Origin of the sequence: Paenarthrobacter sp. TA1.8 (genome assembly GCF_048595705.1) — a bacterium.
GTDB classification, from domain to species: Bacteria; Actinomycetota; Actinomycetes; order Actinomycetales; family Micrococcaceae; genus Arthrobacter; species Arthrobacter nitroguajacolicus.
In genome coordinates, this window is the sequence record NZ_CP184287.1 from 172,082 (window position 1) to 198,269 (window position 26,188).

General features: G+C 63.4%; 29 protein-coding genes and 1 tRNA gene. 17 read left to right on the forward strand and 13 right to left on the reverse strand.

Annotation, left to right across the window (positions count from 1 at the left end):
- Positions 1-7 precede the first annotated feature (7 nt).
- Positions 8-1,246 (reverse strand): Fic family protein, encoded by a 1,239-nt coding sequence (locus ACNAOT_RS00825; protein ID WP_420179637.1) that lies wholly within the window; start codon positions 1,244-1,246, stop codon positions 8-10.
- Positions 1,247-1,344: 98 nt separating this feature from the next.
- Between ACNAOT_RS00825 and ACNAOT_RS00830 the strand changes: the two genes are divergently transcribed.
- From ACNAOT_RS00830 to ACNAOT_RS00865, 8 genes are all read left to right on the forward strand, one after another.
- The gene (locus tag ACNAOT_RS00830; protein ID WP_017197002.1) at positions 1,345-1,854 is read left to right on the forward strand and encodes an amino-acid N-acetyltransferase; all 510 of its coding nucleotides are present in this window, start codon (positions 1,345-1,347) and stop codon (positions 1,852-1,854) included.
- Between the two features lie 171 nt (positions 1,855-2,025).
- Complete coding sequence (locus ACNAOT_RS00835; protein WP_420179638.1) at positions 2,026-3,471, forward strand: FAD-binding oxidoreductase; 1,446 nt, start codon at positions 2,026-2,028, stop codon at positions 3,469-3,471.
- Positions 3,472-3,859: 388 nt separating this feature from the next.
- Positions 3,860-4,861, forward strand: coding sequence for a dihydroxyacetone kinase subunit DhaK (gene dhaK, locus ACNAOT_RS00840; RefSeq protein ID WP_091464558.1), 1,002 nt, complete (start codon positions 3,860-3,862; stop codon positions 4,859-4,861).
- A 2-nt stretch (positions 4,862-4,863) separates the two neighbouring features.
- Positions 4,864-5,526 (forward strand): dihydroxyacetone kinase subunit DhaL, encoded by a 663-nt coding sequence (dhaL, locus tag ACNAOT_RS00845; protein WP_420179639.1) that lies wholly within the window; start codon positions 4,864-4,866, stop codon positions 5,524-5,526.
- Positions 5,523-6,215, forward strand: coding sequence for a dihydroxyacetone kinase phosphoryl donor subunit DhaM (gene dhaM, locus ACNAOT_RS00850; protein WP_420179640.1), 693 nt, complete (start codon positions 5,523-5,525; stop codon positions 6,213-6,215). Before dhaL ends, dhaM begins: the two co-directional genes overlap by 4 nt.
- A gap of 90 nt (positions 6,216-6,305) precedes the next feature.
- Entirely contained in the window at positions 6,306-6,482 is a 177-nt protein-coding gene (locus tag ACNAOT_RS00855) for a CsbD family protein (protein WP_035760998.1), read from the forward strand.
- Positions 6,483-6,579: 97 nt separating this feature from the next.
- Positions 6,580-6,840, forward strand: coding sequence for a DUF4235 domain-containing protein (locus tag ACNAOT_RS00860; protein ID WP_420179641.1), 261 nt, complete (start codon positions 6,580-6,582; stop codon positions 6,838-6,840).
- A 3-nt stretch (positions 6,841-6,843) separates the two neighbouring features.
- A complete protein-coding gene (locus ACNAOT_RS00865) occupies positions 6,844-7,203 on the forward strand; it encodes a VOC family protein (RefSeq protein WP_011772948.1) in 360 nt (119 codons plus the stop codon).
- Positions 7,204-7,233: 30 nt separating this feature from the next.
- Here the strand turns inward: ACNAOT_RS00865 and ACNAOT_RS00870 are convergent, their stop codons facing one another.
- On the reverse strand, positions 7,234-7,746 hold the full coding sequence (locus ACNAOT_RS00870; protein WP_420179642.1) for a VOC family protein: 513 nt from the start codon (positions 7,744-7,746) through the stop codon (positions 7,234-7,236).
- Between the two features lie 77 nt (positions 7,747-7,823).
- Here ACNAOT_RS00870 and ACNAOT_RS00875 point away from each other — a divergent pair, with 77 nt between their 5' ends.
- A complete protein-coding gene (locus ACNAOT_RS00875) occupies positions 7,824-8,624 on the forward strand; it encodes a helix-turn-helix domain-containing protein (RefSeq protein ID WP_420179643.1) in 801 nt (266 codons plus the stop codon).
- A 105-nt stretch (positions 8,625-8,729) separates the two neighbouring features.
- Entirely contained in the window at positions 8,730-8,876 is a 147-nt protein-coding gene (locus ACNAOT_RS00880) for a hypothetical protein (RefSeq protein WP_243836641.1), read from the forward strand.
- Here ACNAOT_RS00880 and ACNAOT_RS00885 read toward each other — a convergent pair.
- The 3 genes from ACNAOT_RS00885 to ACNAOT_RS00895 all read right to left on the reverse strand — a co-directional run bounded on the left by ACNAOT_RS00885 (position 8,873) and on the right by ACNAOT_RS00895 (position 10,900).
- Positions 8,873-9,325, reverse strand: coding sequence for a MepB family protein (locus ACNAOT_RS00885; RefSeq protein WP_420179644.1), 453 nt, complete (start codon positions 9,323-9,325; stop codon positions 8,873-8,875). The genes ACNAOT_RS00880 and ACNAOT_RS00885 overlap by 4 nt on opposite strands.
- 28 nt (positions 9,326-9,353) lie before the next feature.
- Positions 9,354-9,836, reverse strand: a complete 483-nt coding sequence (locus tag ACNAOT_RS00890; protein ID WP_420179645.1) for a hypothetical protein — start codon at positions 9,834-9,836, stop codon at positions 9,354-9,356.
- A 113-nt stretch (positions 9,837-9,949) separates the two neighbouring features.
- Positions 9,950-10,900 (reverse strand): A/G-specific adenine glycosylase, encoded by a 951-nt coding sequence (locus ACNAOT_RS00895; protein WP_420179646.1) that lies wholly within the window; start codon positions 10,898-10,900, stop codon positions 9,950-9,952.
- Positions 10,901-11,035: 135 nt separating this feature from the next.
- On the opposite strand from ACNAOT_RS00895, the gene ACNAOT_RS00900 reads away from it, so the two are divergent.
- Positions 11,036-11,764, forward strand: coding sequence for a hypothetical protein (locus ACNAOT_RS00900; protein ID WP_420179647.1), 729 nt, complete (start codon positions 11,036-11,038; stop codon positions 11,762-11,764).
- Positions 11,765-11,784: 20 nt separating this feature from the next.
- Here ACNAOT_RS00900 and disA read toward each other — a convergent pair whose 3' ends face one another.
- The 4 genes from disA to ACNAOT_RS00920 form a co-directional block, all read right to left on the reverse strand.
- On the reverse strand, positions 11,785-12,861 hold the full coding sequence (gene disA / locus ACNAOT_RS00905) for a DNA integrity scanning diadenylate cyclase DisA (RefSeq protein WP_017197017.1): 1,077 nt from the start codon (positions 12,859-12,861) through the stop codon (positions 11,785-11,787).
- Between the two features lie 288 nt (positions 12,862-13,149).
- Positions 13,150-13,773 carry a Pr6Pr family membrane protein gene (locus ACNAOT_RS00910; protein WP_420179648.1) on the reverse strand — a complete coding sequence of 208 codons (624 nt, stop codon included), beginning with the start codon at positions 13,771-13,773 and terminating at the stop codon, positions 13,150-13,152.
- A 55-nt stretch (positions 13,774-13,828) separates the two neighbouring features.
- On the reverse strand, positions 13,829-15,202 hold the full coding sequence (gene radA / locus ACNAOT_RS00915; protein WP_017197019.1) for a DNA repair protein RadA: 1,374 nt from the start codon (positions 15,200-15,202) through the stop codon (positions 13,829-13,831).
- A gap of 104 nt (positions 15,203-15,306) precedes the next feature.
- Entirely contained in the window at positions 15,307-16,434 is a 1,128-nt protein-coding gene (locus ACNAOT_RS00920; RefSeq protein ID WP_420179649.1) for an FUSC family protein, read from the reverse strand.
- A gap of 237 nt (positions 16,435-16,671) precedes the next feature.
- Between ACNAOT_RS00920 and pstS the strand changes: the two genes are divergently transcribed.
- From pstS to pstB, 4 genes are all read left to right on the forward strand, one after another.
- Complete coding sequence (gene pstS / locus ACNAOT_RS00925; RefSeq protein ID WP_420179650.1) at positions 16,672-17,793, forward strand: phosphate ABC transporter substrate-binding protein PstS; 1,122 nt, start codon at positions 16,672-16,674, stop codon at positions 17,791-17,793.
- 136 nt (positions 17,794-17,929) lie between these two features.
- Complete coding sequence (pstC, locus tag ACNAOT_RS00930; protein ID WP_017197022.1) at positions 17,930-18,862, forward strand: phosphate ABC transporter permease subunit PstC; 933 nt, start codon at positions 17,930-17,932, stop codon at positions 18,860-18,862.
- Positions 18,863-19,966 carry a phosphate ABC transporter permease PstA gene (gene pstA, locus ACNAOT_RS00935; protein ID WP_178994029.1) on the forward strand — a complete coding sequence of 368 codons (1,104 nt, stop codon included), beginning with the start codon at positions 18,863-18,865 and terminating at the stop codon, positions 19,964-19,966.
- 68 nt (positions 19,967-20,034) lie between these two features.
- Positions 20,035-20,814 carry a phosphate ABC transporter ATP-binding protein PstB gene (gene pstB / locus ACNAOT_RS00940; RefSeq protein WP_017197024.1) on the forward strand — a complete coding sequence of 260 codons (780 nt, stop codon included), beginning with the start codon at positions 20,035-20,037 and terminating at the stop codon, positions 20,812-20,814.
- 100 nt (positions 20,815-20,914) lie between these two features.
- On the opposite strand, the gene ACNAOT_RS00945 is transcribed toward pstB, so the two are convergent.
- Positions 20,915-21,931 carry an inorganic phosphate transporter gene (locus ACNAOT_RS00945; RefSeq protein ID WP_420179651.1) on the reverse strand — a complete coding sequence of 339 codons (1,017 nt, stop codon included), beginning with the start codon at positions 21,929-21,931 and terminating at the stop codon, positions 20,915-20,917.
- A 1-nt stretch (position 21,932) separates the two neighbouring features.
- Positions 21,933-22,550: a DUF47 domain-containing protein gene (locus tag ACNAOT_RS00950; protein WP_043469600.1), complete on the reverse strand. Its 618-nt coding sequence runs from the start codon at positions 22,548-22,550 to the stop codon at positions 21,933-21,935.
- A gap of 195 nt (positions 22,551-22,745) precedes the next feature.
- On the opposite strand from ACNAOT_RS00950, the gene ACNAOT_RS00955 reads away from it, so the two are divergent.
- Entirely contained in the window at positions 22,746-23,477 is a 732-nt protein-coding gene (locus tag ACNAOT_RS00955; protein ID WP_420179652.1) for a hypothetical protein, read from the forward strand.
- A gap of 235 nt (positions 23,478-23,712) precedes the next feature.
- On the opposite strand, the gene ACNAOT_RS00960 is transcribed toward ACNAOT_RS00955, so the two are convergent.
- Positions 23,713-24,372 carry a hypothetical protein gene (locus tag ACNAOT_RS00960; protein ID WP_091464593.1) on the reverse strand — a complete coding sequence of 220 codons (660 nt, stop codon included), beginning with the start codon at positions 24,370-24,372 and terminating at the stop codon, positions 23,713-23,715.
- 240 nt (positions 24,373-24,612) lie between these two features.
- On the opposite strand from ACNAOT_RS00960, the gene ACNAOT_RS00965 reads away from it, so the two are divergent.
- Positions 24,613-24,685: transfer RNA gene (locus ACNAOT_RS00965), tRNA-Lys, on the forward strand.
- A gap of 82 nt (positions 24,686-24,767) precedes the next feature.
- Here ACNAOT_RS00965 and ACNAOT_RS00970 read toward each other — a convergent pair.
- The gene (locus ACNAOT_RS00970) at positions 24,768-26,126 is read right to left on the reverse strand and encodes a tyrosine-type recombinase/integrase (protein WP_420179653.1); all 1,359 of its coding nucleotides are present in this window, start codon (positions 26,124-26,126) and stop codon (positions 24,768-24,770) included.
- Positions 26,127-26,188: the final 62 nt, after the last annotated feature.

The following is a 26,188-nucleotide window of genomic DNA, read 5'->3' on the forward strand; positions in this document are numbered from 1 at the left end:
GATCTGATCAGCGCTCTGACATCCGCCGGATCTGGGCGGCATAGCCGTCGAGGACCTCGAAGACTCCGGGATGCTGCCACACGCGATTTCGGCCGCGGCCGGACGTTTCGACGAGCACGCCGCGGTCAGTGAGAGCGTCGAGCGCGCGCTGCGCTGCCATCTCGCCGAGGCCGAGCTTGCTCATAAGGTACTTCGAGTTCACTGCGGGCTGCCCGATTAGTGTGGGCAGCACCTTCCACGCCGCGGCGTCTGACCGGAGGCCCGTCATTTTCGCACGGGATTCCTCAAGCTGTTCGACAAGGTTGTCCACGAGCCCCGACCCTGTAGTCGCGGCGACCCGGCTTGCCTGGGCGAACTCGCGGACTATTGGCCCGGCGTCGCCGGCGCGGAAGGACCCCAGTGCCTCGAAGTAGCGCTCTGTGTGGACGAGGAGGCCCGCCGAGAGCGGCACCGCAGTTGAGCCGACCAGACCTTTGTTGCGGAGGATCGACTGTGCCAGTGCTCGGCCGGTCCTGCCATTGCCGTCAGGGAACGGATGGATCGTTTCGAACTGTGCGTGGCTGACCGCGACCTGAACGAGCACGGGTAGGTCTTGACGGTCGACGAATCCAATCAGGTCTTTGATGGCACCGCGGATCCGGTCATGGTGTGGGGCTACAAAGTCGGCCAATCGCGGGCCAGCTTCTCCGCGGCCGATCCACACAGCTTCCTCGCGAAAGCGGCCGGCGTCGAGTGGATCGAAGCCGCGCTGATGGATCATCAGCGCCTCGTGCATGGAAAGGATGGTCGCTTCAGTGATGTCGTCGGCCAGTTGGAGGGCCGCCTCCATCGCATGGACGTTGCCGAGGACAGTGAGAGCGTTCGCTTTATCGCCCTCATTGATCTCAGCGAGGGCGAGATGCTTCGCCGACGTCGTCAACTGCTCGATCTGCGAGCTGGAGGCCGACTCCGTGCGCAGCAGGATTGCCGTCATTGGTCCGAGTGCGGGGTTGTTGGTGCCAAGTGTCTGCTGCGCATGCTTGTCGAAATCGACGAGCTGCCGTGTTGCATCCTCAACGTCGGCAAAAATTTCACCGGAGATGCTGGGAGTCCAGCCGGCAATAGACGCGGTGACGGCCGCTTCATAGGGGCCCGTCTGACGCACCACCTCTGCGCGTGAGAACATCTCAGGCGCTTGCGGCTTCCAGTCGAGGGTCTCGAATGAAACCGGAGTGATCGGGATGCGTGCCTCCGCAGGTGTTGGCATTCCGTCATCTTACCAACACTTAGGCGAATAAGTGTTGGTAAGCGGCAGAGCGCAAGCCATAAAACGCGTGCCCGGTTGCCCGTAGCTAGGATGGGGGAGTGAATTCGACCTTTAGCCTTCGCCCTGCCCGCACCAGTGATGTGGCGGCCATCAAGAGGCTTGTGGCGCCCCTGGCCGAGGAACGGATTCTCATGGCCAAGGAGACCGTGGCGTACTACGAGAGCCTTCAGGAATTCCGGATCGCCGAGTCTGATGAGGGTGAAGTCATTGGCTGTGGGGCCCTCCATGTGATGTGGGAGGACCTTGCGGAGATCCGCACCCTCGCCGCGGCTGACTCCTGGCGTGGGCGGGGTGTGGGTCACGTCTTGGTGGAGAACCTGCTGGAGGAAGCCCGGGCCCTTGGCGTGAGCCGCGTGTTCTGCCTGACTTTTGAGGTGGACTTCTTCAAGCGCCACGGGTTCGAAGTCATGGCGGACCAGTCTGCCGTGGATCCTCAGGTGTACTCCGAGCTCCTGCGCTCGCATGATGAAGGCGTGGCGGAGTTCCTGGATCTTGCTCGCGTGAAGCCCAATACTCTGGGCAACACCCGCATGATCAAGCAGCTTTAGCGCCATCGGATAGCACTCGCGCGCCACTGATACCGCGCCCACACGGGGGGTCGATCAACCCTGCCCGATTATGAGTGATTTATTAGCTCTTCTCTTATATCCAGTTGATGGATAAACTGGTCTAGGCTTGCTGGGGAAGCTTCCACCACATCGGTCAATTGAGAGAAGATCATGCAGTCCCACGCGTCCTTTTCAGATGTTTCAGAACTCCAACTCAGCGTGCGCGGTCCCGTGTTCACGCCTGCCGATCCGGGCTTTGCTCCCGAAGTAGCGGCCTTCAACCTCTCTACACAACACCAACCTGATCTGGCCTTCGGCGCCCTCGACGCAGAGGACGTTTCCACGGCTATTCGTTGGGCGGCAGAGCGGGGAATGCCCGTCGCCGTCCAATCCACCGGACATGGTGCCACCAACGCCATTGAAGGTGGCCTGCTCATCAGCACCCGACGAATGCTGGAACTCAGCATCGATCCCATCGAGAAGACGGCCCGCGTCGGTGCGGGCGTCCGCTGGAAGGCCGTGGTGGATCTCGCCGCGACCTTCGGCTTGATGGGGCTCTGCGGTTCCACCACCGACGTCGGAGTGGTGGGCTACACCTTGGGCGGCGGCCTGCCCATCCTGGGGCGCAAATACGGCTTCGCTTCAGACCACGTGATTGCTTTCGAGCTCGTCACCGCCGACGGCACGCAGCGCCGGGTGACCAAGGACGAGAACTCGGAGCTGTTCTACCTCCTCCGGGGCGGCAAGGGGAACCTGGGCATCGTCACTGCCATGGAATTCCACCTCTTCCCGGGATCGGACCTCTTTGCCGGCGGGCTGTACTACGACGGCGAGCATGCCGCTGCGGTCCTCGAGCAGTTCAGCGATTGGGTGACCTCGCTCCCCCAGGAGGCATCAGCGTCGTTGGCTTTCCTGCGGTTGCCGGACATGGACATCGTTCCCGAGCCGCTGCGCGGTAAGTTCGTCGTTCATCTTCGTTACGCCTACCAGGGTGACGCGGCGGTGGCCTCGCGGCTGCTGGAGCCGATGCGCCAGAGTGCGCCTTTCATGATGGACGGGACCGGTCCATTGGATGCCACACAGTTCGACATGATCCATCAGGACCCGGACCAGCCCGTGCCCGTGCGCGAGCGGGGCTTCCTGTTGGACCGTTTGGACAGTGGAGCAAAAGAGGCCATCCTGCGGCACTTCGGCCCCGGCGTCGAAAGTCCCGTGTTGATGGCTGAGCTGCGGCTGCTCGGCGGCGCCTTGGCCAAGAGCGCCGAAGGCGAGGACACCGTTGGCGCCCGCGACGCCGCATTCAGCTTCTTCATGGCAGGCATGGCGGTCCCGCCGCTGGCGGAGCTGCTTCCGGTAGTGTTCGACGCCGTTCGTGAGGACCTGCGCGACGCCTCCAATGGCGGGACTTTCGTGAACCTGCACGGCCACTTTGTTGACGCTGAGGACCGGGAGCGGGCCTGGGGCCCGACAGTCCGCGAACGGCTGAGGAAGGCCAAAGCGGAGCTTGATCCGAAGAACATGTTCAGTTTCGGGCACGTTGTGGGGCTTCCGGTCATAGATCAGACCGTGCTGCTCGAGGACGTCGTCACCGGCGGCGACGCCGTCCTGAACAGCTGAAGGGGATGCGGACAATGGACCATAGGGTCACGTTCCCGGATTTTTCCGCTTTTCAGATCGACATTCCCCACGGGTCATGGCCGCACGAAGCCTCATGGCAGGACGCGGGGCACTCGAACCCGGATTTGTACTCGGCCTTTTGGCCTGAGTACCGGGTCCGGAACGAGTCCGAGGTGGTGACAACACAAGCCGCCGAGGAGTAGCGGATCCAATGGATCAGCGAAAGGGACAGTCATTGGGGGCTGTCCCTTCCGCTTTTAACCAGTGGGCACCGTTCATAGGCGCCGGCGCAGCTATTTATGCACAGGCAAGGCCGCAAGGCCTACCGTGGCCCGGGCCGCCGGTAGTAGGGTCAGAGCACCAGCCACAGCACGCCCAGGAGCACCTCATGAAAAAGCTCATCAATGATCCACGCGCCGTGGTGGACGAATCCGTCGAAGGCTTCGGCATGGCCCATGCCGACATCGTGGACGTCCATCCCGAGCCTAAGTACGTCATCCGGAAAGGTGCTCCTGTAGCGGGCAAAGTCGCCCTGGTATCCGGCGGAGGTAGTGGCCACGAGCCCCTGCACGCGGGCTTCGTGGGCCTCGGCATGCTGGACGCAGCAGTCCCCGGCGCAGTCTTCACCTCGCCTACACCCGACCAGATCATCCCCGCGACCGTGGCAGTTGACTCGGGCGCCGGCGTCGTCCATATCGTGAAAAACTACACCGGCGATGTCCTGAACTTCGAAACCGCCGCCGAAATGGCTCAAGCCGAAGGCGTTCACGTACGTTCGGTGCTGGTGAACGACGACGTCGCGGTGGAGGACTCGCTGTACACGGCTGGCCGGCGCGGAGTTGGCGGAACTGTCCTTGTGGAAAAGATCGCGGGTGCATCCGCCCAACGTGGCGACGATCTTGACGCGGTCACGGCCATCGCCGAGCGCGTGGTGGCCAATGTGCGGACCATGGGTGTAGCCCTGTCCGGCTGCACGGTTCCGCACGCCGGGACGCCGAGCTTTGAGCTCGCGGAAGATGAGATCGAGATTGGCATCGGCATCCACGGTGAGCCTGGCCGGCACAAGATCGCCATGGAAAACGCTGACGCCATCACGGACCGCCTCTTGGAGCCTGTCCTTGAGGACCTTGCCCTCGCATCCGGGGACAAGGTGCTGCTGTTCGTCAACGGCATGGGCGGCACCCCTCAAAGCGAGCTGTACATCGTGTACCGGCGGGCGGCCCAGGTCCTCGCCGAGCGTGGTGCCACCGTGGAGCGCTCCTTGGTGGGGAACTACGTGACGTCCCTGGAGATGCAGGGATGCTCAGTGTCGGTGCTGCGCCTCGATGAGGAGATGACCAGGCTCTGGGACGCTCCCGTCCACACGGCTGCCCTGCGGTGGGGAGCCTGAGCATGGGGTTGGATGTTGATTGGGCTGTTGATTGGCTGAAGCTCTCCGCAAAAGCCATGGCCGAGCACCGGGTGGAACTGATTGAGTTGGACCGTGCCATTGGCGACTCGGACCACGGCGAGAACATGGACCGAGGTTTCCAAGCCGTGCTGCAGAAGCTCGATGAGAACCCGCCTGAAACTCCGGGAGCAGCATTGAAAGCTGCGGCGATGGCGCTCATGTCCAAGGTGGGTGGGGCTGCGGGACCGCTCTACGGCACAGCGTATCTGCGGGCCGCTACCTCTTTGGGGGACATCAGCGATATTGATGCAGAGGCGCTGGCTGCGGCCCTCGCAGCCGCCCGGGATGGGGTGGTGGCCAGAGGTAAAGCCGAGCTCGGGGATAAGACGATGATCGACGCTTGGACGCCGGCCGTTGAAGCGGCCCAAATGGCCGCAACGGGCGGCTCTGACCCCGTTGGCGTGTTGGAAGCGGCCGCGGAAGCTGCCGAAACAGGGGCCATGGCCACGGACCCGTTAGTGGCACGCAAAGGCCGGGCCAGCTATCTGGGGGAGCGCAGCGCAGGGCATCGCGACCCTGGCGCCGCTTCAACCGCCCTGCTCCTTCGCGCGGCCGCAGCTGCAGCTGCAGGCTCCACCGGTGACACGGGAACCGACGCCGTATGACGGTGGGGATAGTGGTTGTATCGCACAGCAGCAAGATCGCTGAGGGAGCGGTGGAACTTGCCGCGCAGATGGCTCCCGACGTCGAACTGGTCGCCGCCGGGGGAACCGACGACGAGCGCATCGGAACCAGCCTTGAGAAGGTGCTTGCCGCCGTCGAACAGTCCCTGGTGGATTCCGGTGGCGATGGCGTGGTGGTGCTGACCGATCTGGGTTCGGCCGTGATGACAGCGGAGTCGGCGGTGGAGTTTGCCAGCGATCCGGACGCTGTGCTCCTTGCTGATGCGCCGCTGGTTGAGGGGCTCGTGGCCGCAGCCGTCGCCGCCCAGGGAGGTGCCGGCGTCGAGGATGTCTGCAAGGCGGCAGAGGCTGTGGCTTTTGGCAACGTGCCCGCAGGCGTGGGGGGTCCGGAGATCCCCGACGACAAGGATGAACCAGACGCAAGCGGCGACTTCGAAGTCATCAACCCCCTCGGGATGCATGCACGGCCTGCCGCGAAAATCGCCGGAGGCCTCTCCGGGCTGGACGCGGAGGTGACGGTCAACGGCGTCGACGGGATGTCCATCATGGCGCTGATGGCGCTCGCTGCGGGTAAGGGTTCCACCCTGCGGGTCGAAGCCCGCGGCAAGGATTCGTTGAAGGCGGTTGAATACGTGGGGCGGCTTGTGGAGGAAGGGTTCGGGGAGCTCTAGTTCAGGGAGATTTTCTCTCAAATATTGCTAAGTACACTGATTAGTGATGTGGTAGAGGTACAGGTTCACTACAAGAAAGAGGTGCGACACATGGGTGCTGACGACAAGATGGAGAACGCTGGCGAGAAGCTCGGTGGCAAGGCTAAGGAAGCCGCCGGAAAGCTGACGGACAACGAGCGACTGGAAGCCGAAGGCAAGGGCGACCAGACGAAGGCCGACCTCAAGGGCGCCGGCGAGAAGCTGAAAGACGCTTTCAAGAAGGACTAAGAATCCAGGCAGGGCCGCTGCAATTGCAGCGGCCCTGCCTTGTTTTGACCCTTGTGAGGCGTCGCTCGGCGGCGCGCTATCTGATGGAGGAACTTCGTTGAACATACTGGTGAAAATTTTCGGCCTGGCAATTGGCCTCGGCGCCGGCGCGCTCGCAAACAAGACGCTGGAGGGTCTCTGGGAGAAGAAGACCGGCAAGCCTGCCCCCAAGGACAGCACGGACCTCAACGACTCACTCCCCGGTGTGCTGGTCTTCGCGGTTGTCTCGGCTGCCGTCGCAGCAGTAGTTCACGTTCTCACCCAGCGGGGCACCAAGAGCGCCCTGGCCCGCATGAAGAAGACAGGTGACGAGGTTTAACAAATGGCTATAGCTAAATTCCCGAGTGTCGTCATCGATTGTCCCGACGCAGCCGCACTGGCCGCCTTCTACGGCGAGCTTTTTGGGTGGGAAATCGAGGACAAAGGCGACTGGTTCGACATCCGACCCAGCGACGGCAGCAACTGCATCTCCTTCCAGCAAGTGGAGGTGTACCAACCGCCAAAATGGCCCGGACAGACCATCCCGCAGCAAATGCACCTCGACATGGTGGTAGAGGACCTGGACAAGGGTGAGGAAGTTGCGCTTTCCCTTGGTGCGACCAAGGCCGACCATCAGCCTGGAGAGACGTTCAGGGTGTTCCTCGATCCGGCCGGGCACCCGTTCTGCCTCTGCCTGAGCTAAGGTCTCCCGGGTCTTAGCCCTGCTGCTGTCTTAGCCCTGCTGCGCGGCCCACTCGTCAACGCGGCGGTTGCTCTCTTCCTCGGACAAGTCCTCGACGCGCGTCATGATGGACCAGCGAACGCCGAACGGATCACGGATGCTGGCGTAGCGGTCACCTGAGACGAAGGTGGACAGCGGCTCACGGATGGTGGCTCCTGCTTGCTCTGCTTTCCTGACGAGTCCGTCTGCGTCCTGGCAGTAGAGGCCGAGGGAATAGCAGTCGTCCTCCCCGCTCGGCGCCGGGACCAAGTGGAATTCCGGGTTGGGCTCGCCCAGTTGGAGGTGGCCGTTGCCGAAGTCGAGTTCGGCGTGGACCACGATCCCTCCCATTTCGGTTTCGCCCACAACCCGGGCCCCAAACACGTCACGGTAGAACGCGATGGCTTCCTTGGCGTTGCGCACCGCAAGGAACGGCGTGAGGCTGGTCAGACCGTTCGGGATGCCATGGGTGGTGTATTCGCCATGGGCTGCCGTGGTGGACTCTGTGCTTGTAGTATCTGTCATGGTTACGACGCTACGGGCCTTCTGCCAGCTAGCGCTTGGAGATTTGCGACAGCTTTGATGCGCTTGGGAAAGGTCCAATGGAGGATTCGTTCAAGGGCATCCTCTATCCGGCAAGACTGCCCACCTTCCATCGATTTCCGGCCCCGGCTTCCGTTGCAGACCTGGTGCAGTGGTTCTGGATCCCGGAGTGGAACATCGAGCCCGGCCGGTCATCCCGGCAGCACGTCATCGCCTACCCCACGTCCAATCTGGTGGTGCAGGGCGACGTCGTCGAATTCTCCGGGCCCACTACCCGGGCGTCTTACCGCGACCTGACCGGCCAGGGTTGGGCTGTTGGCGCACTTCTCCGCCCGGCAGCGGTGCCGCTGTTCACTGACAATCCGGGAGCTCTCCGCGATCAGGAAATCGTTCTGGCGCTGGCTGACCTCCACGGGGCCGTGTCGGCAGCCATGACCCCGCCTTCCGGTGACAGGCACGACGGCGGCGCTCGCCGCGAGGGGGCCGTGGAAGCCTTTGTTGCGTGGCTGGTTTCCTTGGAGTTTGTTGCTTCAGAGGAGGCCTTGCTCGCCAACCGGATGGTGGACGTGATCGCTTCAGAGCCTGACGTTTCTAGAATTGAGGACGTGGCTGCTTCCCTGGCGGTCTCACCCAGAACGCTGCAAAGAATCGCCGGAAAGTACGTCGGGCTGAGCCCTTCAGCCCTGATCCGGCGTCGAAGATTGCAGGATGCCGCCGAGCGTACCCGGTCCGACCCAACAGCGGACCTTACTGCGATCGCCGTCGAACTTGGCTACGCCGACCATGCGCACCTGACGAACGACTTCCGGAAGTACCTGGGCTTCACGCCGAGTTCGTACCGGCGGTCAGTTGAGGGGTAGTCGCTGGGGTCGCTCCTGATTAAGCTTGGACGTAGCGACGCTTCGGGCACGGTAAGACGTGTTCAGCGGGCTTTCGGAACGGAGAGCGCAATGCTCAGGAAGCTGATGTGCAAGCTGAATCTGGGCCACCAGTGGCATGTGGAACACACGGATGACGGCAGCCGCTACTTGCGCTGCACCCGCTGCGGAAAATACGACGATGGCGGCGACCCCGGAGGCGGGCATGCGACGGTTCTTGATATGGGTGGCTAGCTGAAATATTCGCACTGCCATTGCTGGGTCCTTATGGCCTGCCGGTTGCTCACTTCCGACCATGGCGGATAAACCCGGAAGCCGCGCTTTCCGCCGGAGCCTTTCACGGAAACGATGCCGTGCTTGACCAGCGCCGACTTGGGAAAGGCGAAATGGCCCATGTTGCTTCCTTCCCGTACTGTCACCACCAATAGCCCGATGCCGTCTTCTGCGGGGAAGGGTTCTGTGGATCCGTCTTGGGCGCGGCGCCACACCGCAACGAAGAGGCCCACTTTCGTGGGGGTGAGCTTGCCAACGCGGAACCGGATCCGTTCCGGCCCGAGGCTGGCGACGGCGGCGCCATACTCCTGGTTGTCGGCCTCCGGCACTGGCAAGGAGTCCCACGAGACGGGCTGACCCAGAGCCTTCAACGCCTCGGCTACGTCGGGGTGGACATCATTGGCAGGCACGCTCCCATCCTAGGGCGCGTTCCCAGGCTTACAGCTGTCGCAACCCGTCTGTATCCAGCGTCAGGGCAGCAATAGTCACCCGCCCGCACTGCTCACCGAACGGGTAATCGCCCTTCGGAGTGAAGGTCAGTGTGCGGACCGGCAACGCCATTCCCGCGGGGGAAGTGCCGGTCACGGTCGCCTCGAGGGGGCTTTCACTGAGGGCGGGCAGCTCAAGAAAACCCTGAAGAGTTCCGTCCGGCGACGACGTCGCTGAGCACACGCCATCCGGAGTGCAGCCTTGGTCCACGGCTGTCGCCCCTGGGTTCAGCATGAGGTCTTTTTCCGTGCAGATTCCGTCTTGGCAGGCCTTCAACCGTAACGATGCAACGTCGTCCGCATAGTCCGCGGCGACGGCCAGGGAAACACCGGCTACGTGCCCGATCGCCGGGCAGGCCACAGGTTCGGCGAAGCAACCGGGAAGCAGTGCTGCGGTTCCGGCAAGGGTCAAAGCCAATCCGATTCTGCCCATGCTTCAGAGTAGGACGGGGCGCAGCAACTGTCTCCAGCGTCTGCCAAAGAGGCAGCTGCATCGTTACTCGTTGCCCAGTCCCGTGGCCGAACTGATACCGCAGCGGACGAACGCTACGCCGGAAGCCGCAGACCGCCGTCGTGCATTTCCGCCAAACCGTCCACCAACAGGCCCGCAAGTGCCCGCTCCAGCTGCTCGGGCGCGGAGTTGAGCCGGTGCAGTGCGGCGAGCGGGATTCCGACGCCGGACGGCGCGAACCCGAGGTCTGCTGGCGCTTGCTCGAACATCTCGCGGGGGACCGGGGTGGCTGCTTCTCGGAGGACGGCCATCACGGCGCCGCGTACTTGGCGGTCCGTGCCGTGCCAGGACTGGCCCTTCGGGGTGTACGACGGCGGCGGCTCACTGGCCGCGAGCCAGGCGCAACTGGAGCGAACAGGACAGTCAGCGCACTTGGGGCTGCGGGCGGTGCAGACCATGGCGCCGAGTTCCATGACGGACGCGTTCCACCGCACGGATAACTCCCGGTCATCGGGCAGGAGGGCGTCAGCCAGCCGCATCTCCCCGGCGGTCAAGGCAGGAGCGGGGAGCGCACTTCCGGAGATAAGCCGCGCGTGGACGCGCCGGATGTTGGTGTCCACCACGGTTTCGCGGCGGCCGAAAGCAAAGGCTGCGACGGCGGCCGCTGTGTAGTTGCCGACGCCCGGCAACCCCAGAAGTTCAACGTAATTATCAGGGACCTGGCCGTCATGCTGCTCGCGCATTGCGACGGCGGCCGCGTGCAGTCGCAGGGCCCGGCGTGGGTAGCCGAGGCGACCCCAATGGCGGACGGCAGCGCCGGATGGCTCGCCGGCAAGGTGGGCGGGTGTGGGCCAGCGTTCCATCCAATCCAGCCACACTGGGAGCACCCGCACCACGGGTGTCTGTTGGAGCATCACTTCGCTGACCAGGATGCCCCATGGGCTGCAATCGGGCTCGCGCCACGGAAGGTCGCGGGCGGTCTCGGCGAACCACTGATCAAGGGCTTGGTGGAGGCCTGCCAGCTGGCCTGAATCGGGAAGTGTCATGCTGCCATCCACTGTAGTGGAATCCCGGGGCCGCCACCCTTGGCAGTGCTCATGGCCGACGTCACACAGGCCGGGATTGGACCCCTGCGGCGTGGAGGTTAGGTGCCCATGCGACCGCGAGCCTAGCCTAGAACCATGGCCAACAAGGGTAAGCAGCAGTCGACCGCGCGCACATCAGCGCCGGCGAAGGGTGCTGCCCGTGGCTCATCCCGCGCCGGCACGCCGGGCAAAAGTGCCCCGGCGAACAGGCGTCGACCGAGCCCTGCCGTGTATCGCCGTCGTCGGCAGGTGGTTTTTGGCGCCCTGCTGCTGGTCATCGCACTGATCGTTGGCGGAGTCGTGGCGCTCACGGGTGCGCTCGCCGGGAACCCGGAACCGCAGGCAGTCAGCACGCCGGACGCATCAACGGCACCGACGCAGGGGACTGTTTCGACAGGATCAGCGGCGCCTTCGCCTTCGGCCTCGCCAACGCCTGTCTGCGATTTCAACCTGATGACCGTTGCCGCCAAGACCGACAAGCCCGCTTACGGCCCGGAGGAAAAGCCGCTGCTGACCATGACCATCACCAACGGCGGCACCGCCCCGTGCGAGGTCAACGTGGGCACCTCCCAAATGGAGTACCTGCTGATGAGCGGATCGGACCGCATCTTCTCGTCAAAGGACTGCCAGACGGGCGGCGAGGACCTCATCAAGACCATCCAACCCGGCAAGAGCGAGACCGCAAACTTCCCGTGGCAACGCAACCGCACGCTTGAAGGCTGTGCTGCGATCACCGCCAAGCCGGGCGCTGGAGGGGCCTACTACACGTTTGAAGCGCGCCTTGGGAACAAGTCCAGTGCCAAGGTTGCCTTCCAGCTGAATTAGCAGCCTTCGACGGCGGCGGGCTAGAGGAAGCGGTCCAGGAGACTCGCCTCGGCCATGCGGCTCAGGCCCTCGCGGACTGTGCGGGCGCGCTGATCGCCGATGCCGTCCACGGTCATGAGGTCGTCGATCGTTGCTGCCATGAGGTTTTGGAGCCCGCCGAAGTAGTCCACCAAACGGTCAGCTACGGCCTTCGGCACGGACTTCAAGCCGGACAGTAGCCTGTAGCCCCGCGGCTGCACGACGGCGTCCAGCTGCTCCACACCACCGGCGAAGCCGATGATGTGGGCAATCCGGCTGAGGTCGATCAGTTCCGTGGGGCCCAGATTGAGGAGGGCCTGGACGGCTTCCTCGATTTCCTCGGGCGTAGCGTTGGGATCGGAGTAGTCCCGGATGATGACATCGCTGCCCGGGCCGCGACCCACGGTGAGCTCCTCCACCTGGAGTGAGAGCAGCCGGCCGTCTTCACCGAGTTCCAGCACGTACTGGGCAATTTCCTCGGAGATGCGGCGGACCATTTCCTGGCGCTGCAGCGTGACCGCGACGTCCCGAACGGTAACCAGTGCCTCGATTTCCAGGGCAGAAAGAGAGCTGGTGACCTGGTCCAAGCGTGCGCTGTACCGCTCCAGGGTTGCGAGGGCCTGGTTGGCGCGGGCGAGGACCTTTTCGGAGCCCTCCAGGACGTGGCGCAGGCCGTTCACGTAGAGCGCGATGATTTGCATGGACTGGCTGACGGAAATGACGGGAACGCCGGTCTGGATCGCGACGCGCTCGGCGGTGCGGTGCCTGGTGCCGGATTCCTGGGTTTCAATGCTTGAATCGGGGACTAGCTGGACGGCTGCCCGGACAATGTTGCTGGCGTCCTTGTCGCAAATGATGGCGCCATCCATCTTGGCCAACTCACGGAGGCGTGTTGGGGAGAAGTCGATGCCGATGTCGAATCCGCCCGAACAGATGGAATCGATGGTGCGATCGTAGCCCAGCACAATCAAGGCGCCTGTGCGTCCACGGAGGATGCGTTCCAGGCCATCACGCAATGGAGTTCCGGGTGCGACTCTGGCCAAGGTCGCCTTGAGCGACTCTTCCGGACTCCGGGCCATAGGGTTTCCCTTCGAAGGTGCAAGCCACGGCTCACAGACAAGCTGAATCGGGCGTCAGTGCGCTCTCCGAAAAATGCCCACATGACGACAAGCACAATGATAGGGCTTCCGGGCACCGTTAACCGCACCAGCAAGCCCCAAAGTGGGTCATTTCGTTATGTTCGGCGCTGCCTGCAAGGTGCATTTTCCAAGCTGTCCCACAAGAGCACTTTGCGGAAGTTTGTCTGCTGACATGGGCGAATATAGCCAGTTGCTGTAGTTAATCCGCCCTTCGTGGAGGAAGATCGCCTAGTAATCCACCTGCCGCTTGAGCTTGTTCCCCAGCCACAGCATCGCCAGGCTCACCACGAGGAAGCCGACGGAAATGGCTACGGCAAACACCACCACGCCGCCCCAGCCACCAGCACGGGCGGGATCGATGAACCAATACGGGTACCAGTTGACGAATGCCCCGCGGATGAGGCTATAGACCAAGTAGCCGATGGGATAGAGCAGCCAGTACCAGATGTGCTTGGGACGGAGAGTGGCCCTGGGCGGTTGAAACAACCAGTCCGCCACCATCACCACGGGGATCAGATAGTGCACCACGAAGTTGACCCAAGGGAGCAGGGAGCCGAGGTCCTCACCGGCCAGTAGTGCACCAAACACCAGCCCCACAACGGCCATGGCGATGGTGGCTGTGCCTCGAGTGACATCATCGATTTCACTGGGCCGTTTTCGTATCAGCACGCGATAGCCACTGATCAGCAGCACAAGGGCAGCGAAAATGTTGGACAGGTTGGTGAAGTAGCTGAAGAAGTTCCAGAGGTCATAGCCCATGCCCAGATGAACTGTCAGCTGAGTTCCCACTGCCACCAAGGTCAGAAGGCCAAAGAAAAAGCGTCCCGCGATAAGCACATTCCGTTTGGTCATGTCTCTCATCCTCGCCGAAACCGCAGCTCAGAAGGCTCCCGACACCCCGGCAGGATTACGTGATCAGCAGTTCAAGTGCCTCAGCCAAGTGGCCTACTTCGCGCACGGAGAAACCATCCGGGATAACGCCGGCACCTGCCGGGCTGGCCGGAACAATAGCGTGCGTGAACCCGAGACGGTGAGCTTCCTGGATGCGCTGGTTAATCCCTGGCACGGGACGGACTTCGCCAGCCAAGCCCACCTCGCCGAACGCAATGAGCCGTTGGGGGAGTGCTTTGCGGGATTTGGCCGATGCTACTGCCAGAGCAACAGCCAAGTCTGTGGCCGGTTCCGTGAGCTTCACGCCGCCCACGGTTGCCACATAGGAGTCGTCCTTGTGAAGCATGCAGCCGGCACGTTGCTGAAGTACTGCGAGCAACATGGCAACCCTGGAGCTTTCCAGCCCGCTGGTGGCACGGCGGGGCTGGGAATTGGCGCTCTCAGCGAGAAGGGACTGAACCTCCGCCAGCAGTGGCCTGCGACCCTCCATTGTCACCGTGATGCAGGTTCCGGAGACCGGCTCCCGGGTCCGCGAAACGAACAGTCCGCTGGGATCGGCCAACCCCTCGATGCCGGCCTCATTGAGATCAAAGCATCCGACGTCGTCCGTAGCCCCGTAGCGGTTCTTTACAGCCCGGAGCAGCCGCAGACGTGAGTGGCGCTCGCCTTCGAACTGGCATACGACGTCCACCAGGTGTTCCAGCAAGCGCGGCCCTGCGATGGTGCCTTCCTTGGTCACGTGGCCCACCAGCAACGTTGTCATGTTGCGTCGCTTGGCCGCAGAAATGATCGACGCCGCAACTTCACGTACCTGGGAGACGCCGCCGGCGCTGCCCTCCACGTCCGCACTGCTCAGGGTTTGCACGGAGTCCACAATCAGCAGCTTGGGCTCAAGCTTCTCCACCTGGCCCAGCGCCTGCCCGAGGTCGGTTTCCGCGGAGAGATAAAGAGTATGGGCGACGGCGTCGATTCGTTCAGCGCGCAGCTTTACCTGCGCCGCAGACTCCTCACCCGTGATGTAGAGGACGTCCTGACCCGTGCGGGCGAACTTCGCCGCGACGTCCAGCAGGAGCGTGGACTTTCCGACGCCGGGTTCCCCCGCCAGCAGGATGACGGCACCTGGAACGAGCCCTCCGCCCAGGACGCGGTCGAGTTCGTCAACGCCAGTGGGCAGGAACGCCGCTGTGGTCCCATCCACCTCAGCGATACGGCGGGCAGGCTCCAAAACGGTAGCGGCCGCCGTCGTACGCGCTACCGTGGCGCCGTACTCCTCCACCGTTCCCCAAGCCTGGCACTCACCGCAGCGGCCCACCCACTTGATGGCGGTCCAGCCGCATTCGGCGCACTTGTAGGCGGGTGTTTTGGATGCTCGGGAGGTCTTGGAAGCCATGGGTTCAAGCGTAGTGGCGGGCACCGACAGGATTAGCCGCCGAGGTTGCACTTAATGACAGTGTCAGGCCGTGGCATCGTCATCAAATGCCATCTCGGCGAAGGCTACAACGCCGGGAGCACCGCCCGGGCCTCGTCCGCCTCCATCCCGCTCGCTTCCAGCAGGTCCACCATGAGCGGACGGAAAAGCATGACTACGGTTTCGCCCTCGAGCCTCTGGACGTCCAGCATCTTGGGATGCAGGCGGGCTGCGATATCTGAAAGATCATTCCGGGCACGGCGGAGATGCACACGGCGGGTACCCTCACTTTGCTCGGACAAGCCGATGTTCATCTCATCAATCGCGGCCGCAGTTTCCTGAAGGACATCGGAGATGCTGTCGATCGCTTCATCGGACAACGCTGCATGGTTGATTGCGCTGGTGAGGCGCCGCGCAAACACCCGGCTGTTACGGAGCGCGAGGTCGATGTACTCCAGCGAATGTTCCAAGCTCGCGAGTTCGTCGCGATGCCTGCGGTGGGCCGGAGCCAAGGTGGCAACTTCCCCGGAAGCGCGCAAAGTCTGCCGCATCCGGTCCACCAATGGCTGGCAGTTCCGGCCGCGGATCAGGGCGTGCCAAGCAGTAGTGGAGTCGCTCTCGATCATCGCCTTGGCGCACTCACGGAGCACCTCCGCGAGCTCATGAAGAATTTTCTGGACGTCCTTCCGGGGCTCCCGTCGCGGATCTTTGGGCACCAGGATGGTCACCAGCAACGCAAACACTCCACCGATCACGGCGTCGAGGCTTCGCGTAAACGGCCCGCCGGCCGGCGCCGGCAGCAGCACCACCAGCAACGACTGCAGTCCCAGCTGGGTGGTGAAGATCGTGCCGCTGTCCAGGAACCTGGCCAGCAGGATGGAGAAAAGAAGCACGACGGCGGCCTGCCAGATCCCAGCGCCCAGCCAGTGAAGCAACAGGTCACCAACCACGATGCCCAGCGTGCAGCCAAGGCCTACCTCGATCACGCGACGCAGCCTCGGATCGCGGGAGAAGCCAAGGGCAATCAACGACGAGGTAGCCGCGAACAGGGGTCCTTGGTGGCCCAGTACGTACTCGGCGAAAGCGTAGGCACCGACGGCGCACACCGTCATCTGAATGGCCGGAGTCAGGGAATTGCGGCTGCGGACCAGGCCCGTCCGGACTCTGGCGCGCAGGAACCTCTTGCTTGCAGAAAATCCTTTCGCGGCAGCCATGCCTTCCAGTCTATTTGCCCAACCCCCCTCAACTACCGCAAGCCGGGTGCCGCTCAAGGTGGCACGCGCCACATAACCCAATGGTCCGCCGTCGTTCACCTTCCGTTCACCTTTCACCGCAGATCCCGTTACCTGCACTCCTTACCTTCAGTAAAGGAACAAAAAGGTCCACAGCTCGCGCACGCCGAAATCTCCGTTCGGCCCGCATCGAAGAATCCCTGGAAGGGGCACATCCAAGTGAAGGCAACTCACTTCGGCCGCAACGCGGCAATCGCGGTCATCGCAGCCGGCGCTCTCGCGCTCACTGCTTGCGGTTCAGACAACGCAACGGGCACCACTGGCGGCACCCAGTCGGCAGCCTCCGGCCCTAAGGTCACCGGCACCCTGACCGGCATTGGCGCTTCCTCCACCGGCGCAGCCATGGACGCCTGGAAGGCCGGCTTCTCCGCCGCGAACTCCGGCGCAACTGTTCAGTACTCCCCGGATGGTTCCGGCGCAGGCCGCAAGGCCATCATCGACGGCTCGGCACAGTTCGCCGGCTCCGACGCCTACCTGAAGGACGAAGAGCTCGAGAGCTCCAAGGCCAAGTGCGGCCCCGAAGGCGCCATCAACATCCCGGTGTACATCTCCCCGATCGCTGTTGCCTTCAACGTTCCCGGCGTCACGGACCTGAAGCTGGACGCCCCCACCGTGGCCAAGATCTTCCGCGGCCAAATCGCCAACTGGAACGATCCCGCAATCGCCGCCCTCAACGAAGGCGTCACCCTGCCGGACCTCAAGGTCACCCCCGTGAACCGCTCCGATGACTCCGGCACCACCACCAACTTCACCGACTACCTCGCAGCTGCTGCACCAGAGGTTTGGACGGACAAGGCTGCCGGCATCTGGCCCGCAAGCCTCGCCGGCGAGAACGCCAAGGGCACCTCCGGCGTCGTCAAGACCGTCACCGACACCCCGGGTGCCGTGACCTACGCTGACGACTCCGCTGTCTCCGGCAAGCTGGGCACCGCCTCCATCAAGGTGGGCGAAGAGTTCGTCAAGATCTCCGCAGAAGCCGCTGCCAAGGCTGTCGAAGCAGGCAAGCCTGTTGAGGGCCGCGCCGCCAACGATGTCGCCATCAAGCTGGACCGCAAGACCACCGCATCGGGCGCCTACCCCGTAGTCCTCGTCTCGTACCACGTTGTCTGCTCCACCTACGAGACCAAGGAAGTTGCTGACCTGGTCAAGGGCTTCGAAACTTACGTCGTTTCCGACGAGGGACAGAAGACCGCCGCTGACGCCGCGAAGTCCGCACCGCTCTCCAAGACGCTGCAGGACAAGGCCAAGGCCGCTATCGAAACCATCAAGGCCAAGGCCTAAGGTTTCCCGGCGGGTTTGCTGAACCCGGCTGAACACTGAAGTTCCCTGTCCCGCGCGACGTGGCCGCAGAGCCGCTCGCGCGGGGCAGGGAACTTAGCCATGTAAGACCAGTTCACTGAGACTGAAGGATCGTGAAGTGACCACCAACTCCCTGACAACCTCCCAAGGCGCAGGACGCGCCGGGGACAAGGTTTTCTCCGGGGCCGCCATGGCCGCAGGGTGCCTGATTCTCGCGGTCCTCTTCGGAGTCGCGCTATTCCTTGTGGTGCAGGCAATTCCCGCCCTCACTGCCCCGGCTGAGGACATCCAGGGCGGCAACGGCTTCTTCGCCTATATCGCCCCGATCGTGGTGGGCACGTTGATTGCCGCCGTGATCGCCCTCGTCATCGCCACTCCCGTGGCCATCGGCGTGGCACTGTTCATCTCGCACTACGCCCCGCGTCGGCTCGCTTCGGGCCTCGGCTACGTGGTGGACCTGCTCGCGGCCATCCCCTCCGTTGTCTACGGCGCCTGGGGTGCAGCTTTCCTGGCCAAGGAAATCTCCCCGGCCTACGACTGGCTGGCCACCTACCTCGGCTGGATCCCGATCTTCGAAGGACCGGCATCCGCCACCGGTAAGACCATCCTGACCGCCGGCATCGTCCTGTCCGTCATGGTCCTTCCCATCATCACGTCCCTGTCCCGCGAAATCTTCCTGCAGACCCCCAAGCTGCACGAGGAAGCAGCGCTGGCACTTGGAGCTACCCGCTGGGAAATGATCAAGATGGCCGTGCTGCCCTTCGGCCGCCCCGGCATCATCAGCGCCATCATGCTGGGCCTCGGCCGAGCACTCGGTGAGACCATGGCCGTTGCCTTGGTGCTCTCGTCCGGTGTCCTGACTGCAAGCCTCATCCAGTCCGGCAACCAGACCATCGCCGCGGAAATCGCCCTGAACTTCCCCGAAGCCAGCGGTATCAAGGTCAACACGTTGATCGCAGCCGGCTTGGTGCTGTTCGTCATCACCCTTGGCGTCAACATGATCGCCCGCTGGATCATCACCCGGCACAAAGAATTCTCGGGAGCCAACTAAATGTCCGCCACAGTAGTCCGCAAGCGCTCAGCGCTCACCAAGGGCCAACTGCCCAAGTTCGCGCCCTACATTGTCCTGGCCGTCGCGCTCATTGTCGGCGCGGCCATCCTGGCGCTCATCGGCTTCAACGCCTTCGGCTGGGGCATCGTCTCCGCCATCCTGTTCGCGGTGGGGCTGGTCTCCTGGAGCGGCGCTGTTGAAGGTGCCCGCAAAGCCAAGGACAAGCTCGCCACGTGCCTGGTGGTCGGTGCCTTCCTGGTTGCATTGCTGCCCCTGATCTCGGTCATCGTCACCGTCCTGGTCAACGGCATCCCCGGGCTCATCACACCCGGCTTCCTGGGCACCTCCATGAACGGTGTTACCGGTGCGTTCGATAACAAGGCAGTGGAGGAAGGCGCACCCGTCCTCGGCGGTATCTACCACGCACTGCTGGGCACCATCCAGATCACGCTACTTGCCACGGTGATTTCCGTGCCCGTGGGCCTCCTGACTTCCATCTACCTGGTGGAATACGGCAACGACCGTCCGCTGGCCCGCGCCATCACGTTCTTCGTGGATGTCATGACCGGCATCCCGTCGATCGTGGCCGGCCTCTTCGCGGCAGCGTTCTTCTTCGCGATCGTGGGCCCCGGCACCAAGACCGGTGCGGTAGCCGCCGTCGCGCTTTCCGTCCTGATGATCCCTGTTGTGGTCCGCTCCAGCGAGGAAATGCTCAAGATCGTACCGAACGAGCTCCGCGAGGCCTCGTACGCGCTGGGCGTGCGTAAGTGGCGCACCATCACCAAAGTGGTTATTCCGACGGCGATCTCCGGCATCGCGTCCGGCGTCACCTTGGCGATCGCCCGCGTCATCGGTGAAACCGCTCCGATCCTGGTCACCGCCGGGTTCGCGACCACCATCAACAACAATGTGTTCGGTGGCTGGATGGCCTCGCTGCCCACGTTCATTTACACGCAGATCCTCAACCCGACGTCGCCGTCCAACCCTGGCCCCTCGGACCAGCGTGCCTGGGGCGCCGCGCTGGTGCTGATCATCCTGGTGATGCTCCTGAACCTCGGAGCCCGCCTCATCGCCCGCCTGTTCGCACCCAAAACGGGGCGCTAGCCGGCCGGCCACCGGTTTCCCGGCGGCCCCTTCAAACTTCCACACCCCCCAAGGAACAAAGGAACACCATGTCTAAGCGCATCGACGTCAAAGACCTGAATGTCTACTACGGCAACTTCCTGGCCGTCGAGGACGTCAACATCAACATCCAAGCCAAGTCCGTGACGGCTTTCATTGGCCCGTCCGGCTGCGGCAAGTCCACCTTCCTCCGCACGCTGAACCGCATGCACGAGGTCCTTCCCGGCGCACGCGTTGAGGGCGAGGTCCTCCTGGACGGGGACAACCTCTACGGACCCGGTGTTGACCCCGTGACCGTCCGCACCCAGGTTGGTATGGTTTTCCAGCGCCCCAACCCGTTCCCCACCATGTCCATCCGTGACAACGTGCTGGCCGGCGTGAAGCTGAACAACAAGAAGATCTCCAAGGGCGCAGCGGATGCCCTGGTGGAGAAGTCTTTGGTGGGCGCCAACCTGTGGAACGAAGTGAAGGACCGCCTGGACAAGCCCGGATCCGGTCTCTCCGGTGGCCAGCAGCAGCGCCTGTGCATTGCCCGCGCCATCGCCGTGGAGCCCCAGGTGATCCTCATGGATGAGCCTTGCTCCGCACTGGACCCTATCTCCACTTTGGCCGTGGAGGACCTCATCAACGAGCTCAAGGACCAGTACACCGTGGTGATCGTGACCCACAACATGCAGCAGGCTGCGCGTGTGTCCGACAAGACCGCGTTCTTCAACATTGCGGGCACCGGCAAGCCCGGCAAACTGATCGAGTTCGCTGACACCACCAGCATCTTCAACAACCCCGCCCAAAAGGCAACGGAAGACTACGTCTCCGGCCGCTTCGGATAAAGGGTTCTGCAGGTTCCGGCTTCTATGGGGGGAGTCGGCACAGAACGACGGCGGCCGTCGCCTTGGGGGTACGGCCGCCGTCGTTTTTTCTTACTTGGGTTTAGAGGTCAGCGAGGGGCGAGAACGCCAGCTCCAGGATGAAGGCCGCAGCTGCCGTGATCAACGGTGTGGCCACCCAGAACAGCAGGACCCTCCTGACCAAGCGCCTGTTGACGGTGTGGAACCGCTGGTTGACGCCCGAACCCAGCACGGAGGCGGTCAACGTATGGGTGGTGGAAAGCGGTAGGTGAAATCCGATTGCACCGATGAAGAGCATCACGGACGTCAGGGTCTGCGCCACGAAACCGCGCAGCGGATCCACCCGGATGAGTTTGTGGCCGAGGGTGTGGGAGATCCGCCAGCCGCCAAACATGGTCCCTGCCGTGAGCATGATAGCGGTGAGCAGGAGGATCCAGAGAGGTACGTCGCTGCCGCTGGACAAGCCCGCGGCCACCATGGCCAGGACCATGACGGCGGCCGTGCGCTGGCCGTCCTGGAGCCCGTGGCCGAATGCCACAGCGGCGGTTGAGATGGCCTGCGCCCGCCGGAACCGACGGTTTACAACGTTCGGTTGGGTGTAGCGCGCAGCCCAGGTCACAGGCCACACCAGCAGGTATGCGGCCACGAAGGCGATGACAGGGGAGAGCACCAGGGGCAGGGCCACCTGGGTCAGCAGGACATTGTCCATGCCTCCCACCGCGTTGCCGCCCACAAGGACACTCGCGGCCCCGGCACCGATCAGGCCGCCAATCAATGAGTTGGTGGAAGACAAAGGAATGCCTCGCCACCACGCGTACACGCCCCACAAGATGGCTGCGGTGAGCGCGGACGCCAGCATGGTGAGCCCACTGGTGCCCTCCGGCAACGTGATCCACGATTGCGTGAAGGCGAGGATGAAGGTGCCGCTGAGCATGGCGCCCACGAAATTGAAGACTGCAGCCAAAAGCACAGCCACTGACGGCGTGAGGGCGCGGGTCCGCGTGGACAGCGCGACGGCGTTGGAGACGTCGCGGAAGCCGTTCAGGAATGCGAACCCGGAGGCCAGAGCAACCACGAGGGCCAGGAAGGCGATGGTCACGTCATGATTCCTTGACGATGATGCTGCCTACCTGGGTGGCGACCTTCCGCATGTCCTTGGTGACTTCCACCAGCTGGTTGGCGATGTCCCGGTGCCGCGCGTACTGCGTGGACTTCATATCCTTAAGCATCTCGGCCACCCAGATCCGGTGCGACCGCTCAGCACGTTTGGCCAGCCGAAGGATCTCGATCCAGTAGTCCTCAAGTTCGTCCAGGTCCTCAAGCTTCCGCATCGCATCCACCGTAAGCTCGGCCTGCCGGCTGATGATCTCCAACTGGTCTGCAGCGCGCTTGGGGAGCCGATCCAGCTTGTAGAGAGCTACAAGATCTCCGGCGGCGTCCAACTTCTCCATGGCCTCATTGAGGTGGCGGGAGAGCGTATACATGTCCTCGCGGGGGAGCGGGTTCACAAAGCTGGTGCGCATGTGCGTCAGCAGTGCGAAATGCAGGTCCAAGGACTTGGACTCGTGCTCGTGCAATTCTTCGGCGAGACGCTGGTGCTCACTGGCGGGCGCCCCGAGTATCTCCGAGAGCGTTCCAGTAGCGGCAACGATGACGCCGGCCATCTGCGCGAGCAGTACGAGCCCGGCAGGTTCCTGGGGAAAAAGGCGCAGCTTCATTTCGCTTCCGGGCTGGGGACGGATGGGCACGGGTGGTTTGACTTGACGCCGCCCGTTTCGCTCCCAACTTTACCGGCACTGCCACGGCGTCGGTGAAGGGCAGGACACCGTGACGGGGAGTAGTCCCCATCGCTGAGCCTCCGTAACCGTGCAACACTGGGTAAGCACTCAATTAATCCACTCAATGGGGGAACTATGCGATTCAACAATGTAGTGAAAATCACGGGCCTTGCCGCTGCCGGCCTGCTGGCCCTGACCGCCTGCGGCGGAGCAACGGCGGGCCCGACGACGGCTGGTCCCGAATCGTCGTCGTCCTCGTCTGCGTCCAACTCGCCTTCAGCGTCTGCTTCCCCGTTGGCCTCGACTTCGTCAGAAGGCGCCGGCACCTCCTCGGGTTCTTACAAGGTAGCGGCCTGGGCGCTGCCCATCTCGGAAGCAGGGGACAAGCTGGGCAGCCTCAAGGGCGACAGCTTCAGCGTGGACATCTACCAGGTGGCCACCGATGTCGCGTCCAAGGACAGCATGTTCGTGGACAAGGAAACCAAGGAAAACCTGCTCAAGAAGGGCGATCCCGTGGTTTACCTGAACTACGTGGTCACCAACACCTCGTCCGCGGACATTCCCCTGAGCCACTCGCTGATCACTCCCAGCGCGAAGTACACGGACTGGAAGTACCTCGGCGGAATGCCGTCCGATTCCAGCAGCGATGGTTACAAAAAGCACGGCCTCAGCAGCTCCGGCACCAAGCTCAAGGAAGAGGCCCCGTTCGTGCTGAAGCCGGGCGAGTCCTTCAATATTGCGGAGAACTTCGCCTACACCGCGGGCAAGGAAGCCGAGATCGAGGCGACCATGACTCCTGCTGCAGCAGACGGCAAGCTGGACCACGACAAGAAGGAAAAGGCCGAAACCACGGTCACGCTGAAGTAGTTTTCAGCGCATTTGCCCGGGTCTGCCACAGTGCAAGCCCGGGCAAAGCTGCGTTCGGGCATAAAAATGGTGCCGAACCGGATACGCCTCTCGGCGGTAGGCCGCTCGAAGCGGCTGTAAGTTGAAGCCCGGGGGTTTCGCGGTTCGACACCAGTTTTAGTTTTCACCGTCAGGCGGGCTAAGTCAACATTGACAGTCCGGGCCCGACGTGGGTACGTTTTGCCCTTTTGCCTGGTTAGTCGAGCTCTCCCAAGCGCCACGCGTTGGCCGCGTGCTCGAGGTCCTCGGCAGTCTTCACCAGCTGGTGCGAATTACGTGTGAGCTTGCTGGCGTGGCCCTCGTTGCTGTGTTCCGCGCCGTCGGCAAGAGTCGCTTGGCCGAGCGCCACCACGCGGCAGAACGCGGCGGAGCGTTCCAGCGCGACGTCGAACTCGCCGTCGAAAGCGCCGGACAAAATGGCGTCAGCCATGGTCTTCATTTCGTCGGCTCCCGGCGGCTCTGCTGCGCCGGCCACCACGTTGGAAACCTGTGCGGTGTCACGTCCTGCCCTGAAGTAGACGGAGATCCGTTCGGGGTTCTGGATGGTGGCGGCACGGAGGGCGTAGAGCCTCCAAAGAGCGCCGGGCAAGGAACGCGCAGGGCTCTCGGCCCACATCTCGGCGATGGCTTCGAGGCCCTGCTCGTCAGCCAGCTTCACCAGGCGGTGGGTGACCTTGGGGTCATCGCTGTCCCGGCCGCGTCTCACCAGCGCCTGTGCGGCCAGATGGGCTGCCTCCGAAACCCGGGCGGGATCTGCCCCGCCCGCGAACGGCTCGAAATCGATGGGCGCGAAGGGCTTGGGTTTGTGATGCCTGTTCGCTCCGCCGTACGCACGTGATCCTGGCTGTTCGCTCATGAGTTCACCGTACTCCTGTGCTCTGGTGGGGTCGAGTAACGGTTGCCGGGGCTGCCGTTCGTGCTGCCGGCGTGCCGCCACCACCTACTTTGCCGCCGCCCCGGGCCCGACGCGCCGCTGCCGCCGCGCGCCGCCGTCGAACTTTCTCCCAAAACAGGTGACGACGGCGCATGCCGCCCTGAGTTCCTCGTCTACCGTGACGTTGGGGTACAGTATTCATGGCTGTTTCTACAGCTGGAGGGGCCTTTAGCTCAGTTGGTAGAGCATCGGACTTTTAATCCGTGGGTCGTGGGTTCGATCCCCACAGGGCCCACCCTCCGAATCCCCCGGAACCACACGGTTCCGGGGGATTTTTTGTGTGCCCAGATTTTGGGCTTGAGGGTCTATTTGAGGGCCTATCCGCTCCGACGCTTCCGGAATGCGGCGAAATCAACCACGGAGGACGGGGCCGCAGGTTCGGGCTCTGGTTCGGGTTCTGGCTCCGGATCGGGGGACCAGAGAGCGTTGCCGATCTTCCGGGCTGCGTCCACTTTCATTTCGTCCAGGACGTGCTGGTAGCGGGTGAGCATGGACATCTGGGACCAGCCCATGATGTCCATGACAACGCGCCCGGGCACGCCCATGAGCAGCAGGACGGTGGCGGCCGTGTGGCGGGAGTCGTGCACGCGCACTTCATCGACGCCGTTGTCCGCCAGGAACGTTTTCCATGCTGCGTGGTCTTTGCGGGCGTCGAGGGCTTTGCCGTTGCGCTGGCTGAACACGAGATCCACGGTCTCGCCGTTGGCTGAGGTGAACGGCGCCCACCTGTCGCCTTCCTCGGCCCGGATCCGCAGTTGCTCACGTCGGTGTACGCGGAAGGCCTTCACGAGGTCATCGGGTAGGGGGACGTCGCGCTTGCCGGCCTTTGACTTCGGCTCGCCCAGGTACAGGCCGCCGCCGTGACGTTTGGGGCAGTCCGCGCCGCGTTTGCCGCCGCAGCTGGGCGTCGCGCCTGGGCAGCCATGGTGCCAAGGCAGCCGGTATAACTCGCGGTGGATACTGAGCTTGCCGCCGTCCAGGTCCATCTTGTCCCAGGCGAGGCCAAGCACTTCGCCCTGCCTCGGCCCCATGGACAGGGACAGCAGCCACCGTGCGCCGTTCTCCGGGTCCGAAGCCGCTGCGCGCACGAGCTTCTTGGCATCGGCCGTCGTGAGGATCTGTGGTTCGAACGATGCCGCCTGTGGCCCGTCCATCCTGTCTGTGGGGTTTGTTGCGATCCGCTGCCGCTGCACGGCGATTTTGAGGGCCCTGTGTAGGATGCGGTGCAGTTGCGCGATGGTGCTCTCTGACTTGCCCAGCTGGCGCATGCTGGCATACGCCAGTTCGAAATGCTCAGGCTTGAGCTTGTCCAAGCGGACCTTGCCAAGTGGCTTGTCCTCGACCCAGACACGAATATAGGAGCGATATCCCACCAGCGTCCGGGGCCGCACTCGTCCGGACGCTGGTGCGATTGTCGTCAGCCAGTGATCCAGCCAGGCCTGCAAAGTTGGCGGGCGGGACGCGGATAGGACGCCGTCCTCTTTCTGGCGGACGGCATCACGGAGCGCCCTGTTTGCTTCAGCTCTGGTCGCGCCGTACACCGAGCGACGTCGCCTCTTGCCGTTGGCCCCGATGCCAAGGTCTACCTCCGCCCGCCAGCGACCGTCAGCTTGTTGGTACGCCTCAGCGCCGTCGCCTTTGGGCCGCCTCTTTTTAGGCTTCTCTGGTTCGGACATGGCTTCCCCTCCATGATGCGAGTATGAGCAGCGAGGCCAACGGCGCTCGCGTGCGGTGATTG